This is a genomic window from Pseudoduganella namucuonensis, assembly GCF_900116645.1.
GTDB classification, from domain to species: Bacteria; Pseudomonadota; Gammaproteobacteria; order Burkholderiales; family Burkholderiaceae_D; genus Rugamonas; species Rugamonas namucuonensis.
Genome location: NZ_FPBO01000018.1, coordinates 151,685 through 161,519 on the forward strand (window position 1 = coordinate 151,685; position 9,835 = coordinate 161,519).

Here is a 9,835-nt window from a genome sequence, read left to right on the forward strand (position 1 = left end):
ACCGATGAAATCATCCCTCGCCGCTATACTCGCCTGTTTCAGCATGGCAGCCATACCCAGCGCCCACGCCGAGCAGTTCAATGTGCTGCTGTTTTCCAAGACCGCCGGCTGGCACCACGAATCGATCCATGCCGGCGTCACAGCGGTGCAGGAGCTGGGCCGGCTGCACGACTTCAAGGTGTTCTGGACGGAAGATGCGGGCCGCGTCTTTAACGACCAGGAACTGGCCAAATACCAGGCAGTCATTTTTCTGCTGACCACGGGCGATGTGCTGGACGATCGCCAGCAAGCGGTGTTCGAGCGCTATATCCAGGCGGGCGGCGGTTTTGTCGGTGTGCACAGCGCGGCCGATACCGAGCATGGGTGGCCGTGGTACACCAGGCTGGTGGGCCGGATGTTCGAAAGGCATCCGGCCGTGCAGACGGCGGTCTTAAAGGTGGAGGAGCGCAATTTCCCCGGCATGGAACGCTTCGCGCCGCGCTCGCTCGCGACTGAAGAATGGTATCAGTTCGGGCCGCCGCGCTCGGACCAGTTGAAATACCTGCTGACGGTCGATGAAAGCACCTACAAGCCGGGCGACCAGTCAAGCAAGGGCATGGGCAGCTTTCACCCGGTCAGCTGGTACCAGCATTACGATCACGGGCGCTCGTTCTATACCGCGCTCGGCCACCTGCCGGCCACTTATGGCGATCCGGTTTTCCTGCATCACTTGTATGGCGGGATTTATTGGGCGGCCACCGGCCGCACCTTCAAGGCGGATTAGCGGGCGATGCCCGCCAACCTCTTGGGGCATATTGAGAAACAACTGTTATTTTTATTTAAATCGATATTACAGAATATAATGTCGACTATATTTAATCTACAGTACAGATGCAATCATTATGGCGATTTTACCGAATCTACAATGGAGAACCTGTCACGCAAGCAAAGATAACGTCCACCGCAACCTCCAGTAATTGCTTTGGAAGTAACTGCGGCGCCTATCCAAGAAAACAAAACCAGCCGGGGGACTTGTCTGCCAGACCATCGCGATGAGGCCCAAGCTGTCGAGCTCATGCGTACCTTGGCTGTTCGCCAGCCCGCCGACGCTAAGGGCCATTGCGAAGACTGCGCACAAGCCCGCAAAGGCCAAGAAGCCGCAATGAAGTCGCGGATGGCGGTGGCTTGAGGGCGTCCCGAAGCGCGAGATACTGGCCTGTTGCCGGTTGCAGTGCAGTCGGACCAAGCAGCCGTTTAAGCATGCCGCTACTGCCCGAAGTAGAAGGGGCTTGCGGCCAACTCCTTTGCAACCTCATGGAGCTGCCTTTGCCGCATCCAGGGCGCGTTTGATGGCTCGCTTGGCGGGCGATGCCGATGCAGGGCATCTCAAAGCGTGAAGTACTCGATCTGTTAGCTTGCTGCCGGTCGCGGCGCAGTTTCCCCAAACATCCATTTCAGCCATGCCAATGCTGTCCGCCGCAGGGGCGTTCATACGAATATGATTTGACATAATATAAATTATTTTTGTCATCAGGCTAAATTTTTGACTGTTGCTACCAGGCGGGGGAGTGGCCCCGGCCCGATTTAGCGTGCAGCAACAGCGCCCGAAAACCCTCAAAAACATCCATCCACCGAGCGCGCATTTCAGGCGTTTTTGCTCGTTCAGCGTTCGCCGCCGCAATCACTTCCAGCGGGTTCAATTTCAGGATTTGCGCGATGGTCAGGGCCACATCATCGTCAATGCGGCTGCGGCCGGCGCGATAGCTGCTTATGGTCGAGTGGCGCACGTTCAGCGCCTTGGCAAGGGCGTAATCAGACGCAATGCCGCGTGCCGCCTTAACGGCGTCCAAATATTCCAGGGTGTTCATTTGCTCTCCTCAGGGCAAGCCGTCAGTTAAGACGGTATGGCCGAAGAATAGTTCAAGGGCTGAACATGTGCAAGCGTTCAGGTCCAAACGCGTTTTGGTCTTGACGTACGTTCAGGACTGAGCGTATTCTCCGCTTGTCGGGCGGAAATCTCCGTCCCTCCTCAGGCATTCCGGCGCTGTCCGGTCCGCCCGACCCTTCGCCTGAGGACCGAAAACAAGCCTGAGGAGGCCACCATGTCTGTTACACAAGATTACAAAATACTCACGCTTACACGCGGCGAGTTCTTGGCCGTGCAGTTCGCGCTGGAGGATCGCCGTACGCGACTTAGCCGGATGCTCGATAAGCCCGATGAAATCCCGGCCGGCCCCATCGCCTTGCTGCTGGCCGACGTGCAATCCGCGCTCCTCAAGGTGACAGAATGAGCGCCACGTCCAATGCGACGGCCCTCACGAGGGCCGAACACCTGGCTGTGCTGGCCGCGATCACGTCCGAGGAGTGCGGTCTGAGGCACGCGATACATAAGGCGGAGGCTGCTGAAGACGTAGCCGTCGCGAATGGCCTGCGCCGCAGCTTGGCCGACCTGCAAGCCGCCCTCGGCAAGGTGGCCCGCATGAGCGACACCTTTTCAGTCCAGGGCCTGGACCGGGGCGACGTGCGCAACCTGGCGTGCCTGGTCCGTCAAAAGGTGGATTCCCTTGATGACGTGAGTTGCGAGTTTGCGTCTGTGGGCTTTGGCGAGGGGGCCGATGCGCTATCGGCGCTGAGCAAGCGCTGGGGCGTGATTATGGAAGCTCTTGACCGGGCGGCCGCATGATCGACCTCTCCAAAAGTGCGCCGCAACCGGCGAAAATGACCAAGGAAGAGCGTGAGGCCGTTGAAGCCATGGCCGCCGTGCTGTCCCATCCTCAGTTGGCGGCCATCTGCTTTCTGGGCTTGGTTGCCTACGTCGCGGCCGACAAGTTGACGCGGATGCCGCGCGTACCAACCATCGCGGCGGCGGTATGATTGACGCCGACCGCGACCTGGGCGACTTCTGCCCCACCGAGGCCCGGTACATCGTGCCGGATGTCTACCACCCATCCCACGCGCCGGCCGAACTGCCGGCGCCGGCCCCCAAGACCGAGGCCGGCCTGCGCGCCCTGGCCGCGCTGCGCGCCTCCGTGTGCGTGGAGCGCCGCGAGGCCGAGCGCCGCGCCGCCGCGCCCGCCGCGAGTTGGTCAGCGCTGCCCGAACTCTATCGCCGCATGCTGGTGCGCGCCGCCGGCCTGCCGCCGGAAGTCGTCACCGCGGCGAACCGCGACCTGACCGAGCGTGACAAGGTGATGCTGCGATCCGCCGTCAGCGACATGCGCGCCTGGCTCGCCACGCTGGTGACGCTGTGAAGTACCCGGGCGGCAAGGGTGGCGCGGGCGTCTACCAGACCATCATCAACCTGATTCCGCCGCACCGCGTCTACATTGAGGCGTTTGCCGGCGGCGCCAACATCTACTTCCGCAAGGCTCCTGCAGCATCGTCAATTCTGGTCGAGCGCGACTTTGATCAGGCGCGGACGCTGTTTGAGGCCATCGCCGGTCGTGACGAGCATGCCGGCACCACCACCTTAAATGTCGATGCGGTACCGTGGCTCTCGTCATATCCGTGGGTGGGTGATGAGTTCGTCTATCTGGACCCGCCGTATGTCCTCAGCACGCGCACGAAGAAGGCCATCTACGCGCACGAAATGTCCGATGAGGATCACCGGGATCTGATATCGGCACTTGTGGCGATGTCCAATCGCGGCGTGCGCTTCATGCTGTCCGGGTATCGCAACGCCATCTACGACGAGGCGGCCCGGGCCGCAGGCTGGCGCCGCGTCGACTTCCAGGCCATGACGCGCGGCGGCGTGCGCACCGAATCCGTGTGGATGAACTACGAGGCGCCGGCGGCCCTCGCCGATTATGGCTATGCCGGATCCAACTTCCGCGAGCGCGAGCGCATCAAGCGCAAGGTGCATCGCTGGGTCCAGCGATTGCAGCAGCTACCGGCGCTCGAGCGCGCCGCACTGCTTTCGGCGATGCAGGCCTTGGAGGCGGCCGCCGCCGGCAAAAATGGCGATGGTCGACCGCGCTCGAGCATCGCCGAATCCTGCGAGGCCGCCAGGTAATGCTCGCGCGCGACCAGCACCCGGCAAACCCGGAATGGGCCGCTGCGAAAGTCGCGCCGCTCCCGCGCCGCTGGCAGGGGCGCCTGTTCCGGGGCTGGGAGAAGCGCCGCAACGCCTACAACGCCGCCGACCTGGGCGCCGAGGGCGAGGCCACGCGCGGCGCCGCCTACTGGCTGGCCGAAACGCTGGACAGCCTGCGCACCACGTCCTTGCCGCTGGACGCCAGTGACGCCGATATCTGCGCGCGGGCCGACGAGTGCGCCCGCAACTGCACCGACCTGGCGAGCGCGTTCCATCAGGTGGAGACGCTGCGCGCGGCCATGGAGGGCGCGTGTCGCGCCAGCTTCGTGAAGCCCCCGATCCGCAACAAGAGGATGACGGACAGCGCGGCCATCGCGCGCATGACATGCCCCATGTGGTGGCGCCGCCGGCTGCGCCGCGCGCAGGCGAACGCCGTGGAGGCGGCGGCCATCAGCATTGGCTACGTGAACCGCACGCGCGACGTGTACGTCAGCAACGAGTCCGTGGCGTGCCGCGTGCAGCAGAACCGCCGCAACGCCGCCATGCTGGACGCCACGAAGGCCCGAAACGAGATCGGCCAGGAAATGACGCTGACCCAGCTAGTGGCCGTCAGCGTCAGCAATCCGGCCATCAAGCGCGGCGAGTTGATGACGCGCCTGGCCGGGTTTGAGCGCATTGCCCGCGAGTTCGGGCACGAAGGCCTGTTCCTGACGATCACCTGCCCGAGCCGCATGCACAAGTGGCGCACGGTGGCCGGCGGCCGGGTGGTGGAGAACCCGCGCTACGACGGCACCAAGCCCGACGAGGCGCAGCGCTACCTGTCCAAGATGTGGGGGCTTCTGCGTTCCAAGCTGGATCGCGATGGGCTGCAGCGATACGGCTTCCGCATCGCCGAGCCGAACCACGACGGCACGCCGCACTGGCACATGATCCTGTTCTTCGATCCAGTATTCAAGGGCGGATCGGCGCGCGCGCACTTGCATCGCGTGGTGCGCCGCTACGCGCTGGCCGACTCGCCGAACGAGCCGGGCGCCCAGCAGCACCGCGTCAACAGCAAGCGGATCGACTGGAGCAAGGGCAGCGCCGCCGCCTACCTGGCGAAGTACATCAGCAAGAACATCGACGGCTACCGCGTGGGCGAGGACCTGTATGGCAATCCCGCGCTGGAGACATGCCGGCGCGTGGAGGCCTGGGCCGCGACCTGGCGCATCCGCCAGTTCCAGCAGATCGGCGGCGCCCCGGTCACGCCGTGGCGCGAGGCGCGCCGCGTGAAGGAGTTGCCGGCCGATGCGCCCGCGCACGTCGCGCTGGCGCACCGCGCCTGCAACAAGGTGGCCGCCATGGAGGGCGACGGGCCGGAGGGGCAGTCCGTGGCCTGGGACCTGTACACCAAGGCGCAGGGCGGCGTCTTCGTCGGCCGCGACTACCGCATCAAGGTGCTGAAGGAGGACCAGGGCGGCACGGGGCGCTACGGCGAGCCGCTGCCCGCCAAGCCGGTGGGGCTGGTGACGGTGGTGGAGCAGGAATACCGCGACGGCATCGTCTTCGGCACGCGCCTGTTGAATTGGGTGGTGAAGTCGGCGCGCCACCAGTGGGAAATCATCGTCCGGGGCGGCGGCCAGTCGAAAGGGGGCGCAGCCCCCGCTTGGACTCGTGTCAATAACTGTACGCGCGGCGATTTTGAGAACCTGAGCAAGCGATTTAACGAATCTATCAGTGTCCTGGAGTCGTTAGACAGGCTCTATAACCCGGAGTTCCACGGCCCCTGGAATGTGCCCGAACTCCAAAATTCATTGAAAGAAAAGCAATGGAACCAACCGAACTTGAGCGCGAAGCCATCGCGCTCGTGAAGCAGTACGGGCTATATCTGCCAGGGCCCGCGAAGGAGTTCCTTCGGAAGCTGGCGGCGCAGCTGAACTGGGAAACCTTGAAAGGAGCCCTGAAATGAACCGCAACCCCTACGTGCCGCCGGAAATGATGGCGGAATACCTGAAAGGCGCTGACGGCGGCAAGTGCACGGCGCAAACCTGCCACGTGATCGGTGTGATCGAGAGGGCCGCGCCGGCTGACGACGCGGGCCACCACGACGCGAACGAGGCCACGGATAAGCCTGCGGCCATCCCGGCCAAGAAAAAGGCCCCAGCGGGCCGCCGCAAGGCCGCCGCCGGCAAAAAGTAACCAGCAGGGCGGCGCCGCGCCGGCCGCCCGGGACGACGACACCATGAAAAAAACAGCAATCGGCCATGTGGAATGTCCTGTCTGCGGCTTCGGCGACGCCGAGGTAAAGGAAGACAAGAACGACCAAGCCTACATCCATTGCGTGGACTGCAATGCCCAGGTCTTCACCCGCAACGCGTTCCGCGACAAGAAGCTGCGCGACCGGATGCGGCCTGTAACGGTAACGGTAAGGGAACCGGCAGCGACAGCGCCGCCGGTTCCCTTACCGACCGAAGCCCCGCCGGCGGCCCCGGCCGCGCGGCCAGCACCACCGGCACCGACCGCCGCGCCCACGCCACCCCCGAAGCCAGCCCCGAAGCCGGGCTGGTTCCAACCACTTTTAGCGAAATAGGACCACCATGGAAAACGAGAACGACAACCAGGGCGGACAGCCCGAAGAACTGAGTGCGCTGGACCGCATCGCGCTGGAGGCCGGATTCGAGGAGCAGGCCCAGGCCAAGGCCGACCACGCCAATCTGCACCCGGAGCTGGAGCGCATCGACCCCGCCGAGGCCTGGGCGCAACTGCCGCTGATGCTGGGCGGCCTGCTGTCCATCGCCATGCCGGAACTGCGCGAGGCCTACAACCCGAAGGCGTGCTACCAGTGGGGCGGCGCCATGGCGATGGTGGCCGAGAAATACGGCTGGGACGCGGCCACCGTCATCGGGCCGGAACTGGCCTTGGTGGCGGCCTCCGTGCCGCTGGTCTTGCCGACCTACTTCGCGATCAAGGCGCGCCGCGACAAGGTCGAGCGCGAGCGGCCGGTGCAGGCCGAGCCCGCGCGCGAGCCGGCGGAGGCGAGTCAGCCGCGGGGACCGATGGACCAGGCGCCCGGGGGCTTCAGTGTCCCCGCCTAAGACGGCCGGCACCCGCAACAAGGCCGACATCGTGGCGGTGATCGGCGCCAGCGGCACCGGCAAGAGCAGCTACATCAAGGGCGAACTGCTGAAGAAGTTCCCGCGCCTGCTGGTGTGGTCCCCGCTGGAGGAGACGGACGACTACGCCGGCTTCTCGGGCGGCGTGGTGGTGCGCGGCAAAATCTCCGAACTGGTGGCCCAGGTCCAGGCCGGGACCAAGGCCATCGTGTACGTGCCGACCGGCGACGCGGCGGCGGTAAAGCTGCAGTTCGACCGCTTCTGCCGCATCGCCTGGGAAATGGAGCCAGCGACCAAGCTGCTGGTGGAGGAACTGTCGGGCGTCACCATGCCGTCGTGGTCCCCTCCGGCCTGGCGCAAGCTGTCCACGGCAGGCCGGCACCGGGGGCTGACCATCATCGGCGTGGCCCAGCGGCCGGCGAACATCGACAAGGACTTCATGGGCAACTGCACCGAGGTGCGCTGCTACCGCGTCAACTACGACAACGACGCGAAGGTGATGGCCGACGTGCTGCGGCTGCAAACGGCGTATGCGACGGGCGACACCGGCAAAACCGTGGCGAAAAAGGGAATGGATCAACTGCGCGAACTGCCCAATTTCCACTTTTTCCACAAAAATCCCGACCTTTCTGTACGTCGCGGCATCAACAAATCCCTGTAACGGTAACGGGTACGGTTACAGCCCCTTTCCTCGCCGCCGCCACGCGGGCAGGATCGGGGCTGTTGAACAAACAGACCCCTCCCAATTACAGGACCCCATCATGAACAAAGCCATGATCCATACCGCACTGATCGCGCTGGCCGCCTACGCCGTCGTGGGACTCGTGCAGTCGAAATACAAGATTCCCGTCGTCGGCGCCTACCTGCCAGGCGCGTAAGCGTCTGACCGCGCCGGCCAGGCCGACAAGCCGCACGCTGCAACATGCGAAGCAGCGGCGCCGCCCGAAATCCACACCAAGGAAGAGAACATGAGTTCCAATTACGATCAACAGATCGACCTGCAAAACGTCGTGCCAGGCGCCACGGCGGTGCTGAAGCTGTCCTACTTCGCCACCTTCGACAAAATTCACCTGAATCTGTCGGGCGGCCTGACCAAGGCCCACATCGGCCGTATCGAAGGCAAGGCCAACGGCGTGACCTTCTTCGTGGACGACGGCTCGTTGATTGGCGTGCGCGATGCCTATCACGGCCTGTTCGTGGATGACTCCGTGCTGACCATCGACTTCACCGAGCCGAACACGCGCGGCGGCGCCGCTGCCCAATACCTGTCGGCCGTGCCGCGCAACCTGCTGGCGTCCCTGGTCTTCGAAATCGAGATCAAGGCGGCTGCGCCTGGCGGCAGCGTCATGAAGGCCGAAGCGGAGTACCGCGAGCCGACCCCAAACCCGTTCATCTTGCGCCGCAAGGACTTCAACGTCCCGCTGCCCAACGTCGGCGAAAACGACATCATGCTGCCTGTGGCGATCAATGGCGGCTTGATCAAGCGGATCTGGCTGCACGCCCCCAACGTGACCGCCGTGGAGTTGCGCACCAACGCCACGCCGCGTATCCGCGCCAAGAAAGCATCGATCGAATTCGCGCAGAAGCGCAACCGGCTCGTGCCGCAGGCCGGCATTGTCGTGCTGGACTTCATTATGGACGGCAACATGATGAACATGCTGAACACGGCCGGCGTCAACGAGTGCCTGCTGCGCCTGACCACCAGCGCCGCCGACACGCTCAAGTGCTATATCGACTACGTGGACGATATGAAGCGCCTGGCCTAAGGAGGGCACCATGGACGAATGGGGCGAACTCTTTACGGCGGCCGGCTGGGAGCCGGAAACCTACGGCGGCGTCTACGCCGACAACAGCCAGGGCGCGGCGCCGATGACGACGTACACGCCGACCGGCGCCGGCAGCGGCGAGTACGTGAGCCCAGCGCTGTCGAACTGGTTCGCCGGCACCATCGACAAGGCCATGAATTACGCCATGGTCCGCGATCAACAAAAGATGTCCGGTGTCGCCACCGCGCCGATCCGCGCGGTGCAGACCCAGGCGGCCCAGGCGCGCGCGACCGATAGTCGCCTGCTGTTCTGGCTGCTGATCGGCGCGGGCGTCTTCTACGTGGTGAAATCCAAATGATGCCGTCCCTCCCACCCATGCAAATGTCGTCCAGCGCCACGGCGACCGGCGGCAGTGCCGGCGGCGGCAGCGCGGGCATCAGCAGCGGCGACTGGTCCGTCAACTTCGCAGGCAACCAAATGACGGGCACCACCTGGGTGATTATCGCCCTGGCCGCCCTGGCGGCCGTGGTGCTGCTGAAGAAGCGCGGCTGATGCTGGCCCAAGTGCGCCCGGGCGTGCTGGACGAGGAGGCCCGCGCGGCCTACGCCGCCGCGTACACGCCGGATCGCGACACCAGCGCCGGCCTGGGCTCCATGGAGGCGGGCATGCGCGGCGCCAAGCTGTTCGAGGTGGTGCTGCGCGGCGAGGTGGTGGGGCGCTATGCCCTGCGGATGATCGACCACCCGAACGGCGCCGAGTTGCATATCGTCGCGGCGGCCGGCGGCCTGCGCGGCGTTGATCTGGTGGCCGCCGTGCTGCCGCACGTCGAGCACCAGGCGGCCGGCGCCGACCGCATCACGACGTGCACCCGCCGCAAGGGGCTGGTGCGCAAACTACAGAAACAGGGGTGGCAGATCGACTGCTACACACTCGGGAAGCGGCTGAAATGAGCTCAAGCAAAAGCG

At 64.6% G+C, this 9,835-nt stretch carries 16 protein-coding genes; 15 read left to right on the forward strand and 1 reads right to left on the reverse strand.

The features are described 5' to 3' along the window. Nucleotides 1–43 precede the first annotated feature (43 nt). Complete coding sequence (locus tag BM436_RS19400; protein WP_218164887.1) at nt 44–763, forward strand: ThuA domain-containing protein; 720 nt, start codon at nt 44–46, stop codon at nt 761–763. Nucleotides 764–1,532: 769 nt separating this feature from the next. Here BM436_RS19400 and BM436_RS19410 read toward each other — a convergent pair. Next, nucleotides 1,533–1,847 carry a helix-turn-helix domain-containing protein gene (locus BM436_RS19410; RefSeq protein WP_093557173.1) on the reverse strand — a complete coding sequence of 105 codons (315 nt, stop codon included), beginning with the start codon at nt 1,845–1,847 and terminating at the stop codon, nt 1,533–1,535. A 234-nt stretch (nt 1,848–2,081) separates the two neighbouring features. On the opposite strand from BM436_RS19410, the gene BM436_RS19415 reads away from it, so the two are divergent. The 14 genes from BM436_RS19415 (at nt 2,082) to BM436_RS19470 (ending at nt 9,820) form a co-directional block, all read left to right on the forward strand. Beyond that, on the forward strand, nt 2,082–2,270 hold the full coding sequence (locus tag BM436_RS19415) for a hypothetical protein (protein ID WP_093557174.1): 189 nt from the start codon (nt 2,082–2,084) through the stop codon (nt 2,268–2,270). Beyond that, the gene (locus tag BM436_RS19420) at nt 2,267–2,662 is read left to right on the forward strand and encodes a hypothetical protein (RefSeq protein ID WP_093557175.1); all 396 of its coding nucleotides are present in this window, start codon (nt 2,267–2,269) and stop codon (nt 2,660–2,662) included. The genes BM436_RS19415 and BM436_RS19420 overlap by 4 nt, the downstream gene beginning before the upstream one ends. Beyond that, entirely contained in the window at nt 2,659–2,853 is a 195-nt protein-coding gene (locus BM436_RS19425; protein ID WP_093557176.1) for a hypothetical protein, read from the forward strand. Before BM436_RS19420 ends, BM436_RS19425 begins: the two co-directional genes overlap by 4 nt. Further along, on the forward strand, nt 2,850–3,230 hold the full coding sequence (locus BM436_RS37130; RefSeq protein WP_093557177.1) for a hypothetical protein: 381 nt from the start codon (nt 2,850–2,852) through the stop codon (nt 3,228–3,230). Before BM436_RS19425 ends, BM436_RS37130 begins: the two co-directional genes overlap by 4 nt. Then, the gene (locus tag BM436_RS19435) at nt 3,227–3,991 is read left to right on the forward strand and encodes a DNA adenine methylase (protein ID WP_093557178.1); all 765 of its coding nucleotides are present in this window, start codon (nt 3,227–3,229) and stop codon (nt 3,989–3,991) included. The genes BM436_RS37130 and BM436_RS19435 overlap by 4 nt, the downstream gene beginning before the upstream one ends. Beyond that, nucleotides 3,991–5,862, forward strand: coding sequence for a replication endonuclease (locus BM436_RS19440; RefSeq protein ID WP_093557179.1), 1,872 nt, complete (start codon nt 3,991–3,993; stop codon nt 5,860–5,862). Before BM436_RS19435 ends, BM436_RS19440 begins: the two co-directional genes overlap by 1 nt. Nucleotides 5,863–5,956: 94 nt before the next feature. Next, nucleotides 5,957–6,190 carry a hypothetical protein gene (locus BM436_RS19445; RefSeq protein WP_093557180.1) on the forward strand — a complete coding sequence of 78 codons (234 nt, stop codon included), beginning with the start codon at nt 5,957–5,959 and terminating at the stop codon, nt 6,188–6,190. A 43-nt stretch (nt 6,191–6,233) separates the two neighbouring features. Beyond that, nucleotides 6,234–6,581, forward strand: coding sequence for a hypothetical protein (locus BM436_RS36290; RefSeq protein ID WP_143133229.1), 348 nt, complete (start codon nt 6,234–6,236; stop codon nt 6,579–6,581). 7 nt (nt 6,582–6,588) lie between these two features. Beyond that, entirely contained in the window at nt 6,589–7,086 is a 498-nt protein-coding gene (locus BM436_RS19450) for a hypothetical protein (RefSeq protein ID WP_093557181.1), read from the forward strand. Then, a complete protein-coding gene (locus BM436_RS19455) occupies nt 7,073–7,765 on the forward strand; it encodes a type IV secretory system conjugative DNA transfer family protein (protein WP_093557182.1) in 693 nt (230 codons plus the stop codon). The genes BM436_RS19450 and BM436_RS19455 overlap by 14 nt, the downstream gene beginning before the upstream one ends. Nucleotides 7,766–8,072: 307 nt before the next feature. Beyond that, entirely contained in the window at nt 8,073–8,870 is a 798-nt protein-coding gene (locus BM436_RS19460) for a major capsid protein P2 (protein WP_093557183.1), read from the forward strand. A gap of 10 nt (nt 8,871–8,880) precedes the next feature. Next, entirely contained in the window at nt 8,881–9,228 is a 348-nt protein-coding gene (locus BM436_RS19465; RefSeq protein ID WP_093557184.1) for a hypothetical protein, read from the forward strand. Next, on the forward strand, nt 9,225–9,422 hold the full coding sequence (locus BM436_RS36295; protein WP_143133230.1) for a hypothetical protein: 198 nt from the start codon (nt 9,225–9,227) through the stop codon (nt 9,420–9,422). Before BM436_RS19465 ends, BM436_RS36295 begins: the two co-directional genes overlap by 4 nt. Beyond that, entirely contained in the window at nt 9,422–9,820 is a 399-nt protein-coding gene (locus BM436_RS19470) for a hypothetical protein (RefSeq protein WP_093557185.1), read from the forward strand. Before BM436_RS36295 ends, BM436_RS19470 begins: the two co-directional genes overlap by 1 nt. The last annotated feature ends 15 nt before the right edge of the window (nt 9,821–9,835 follow it).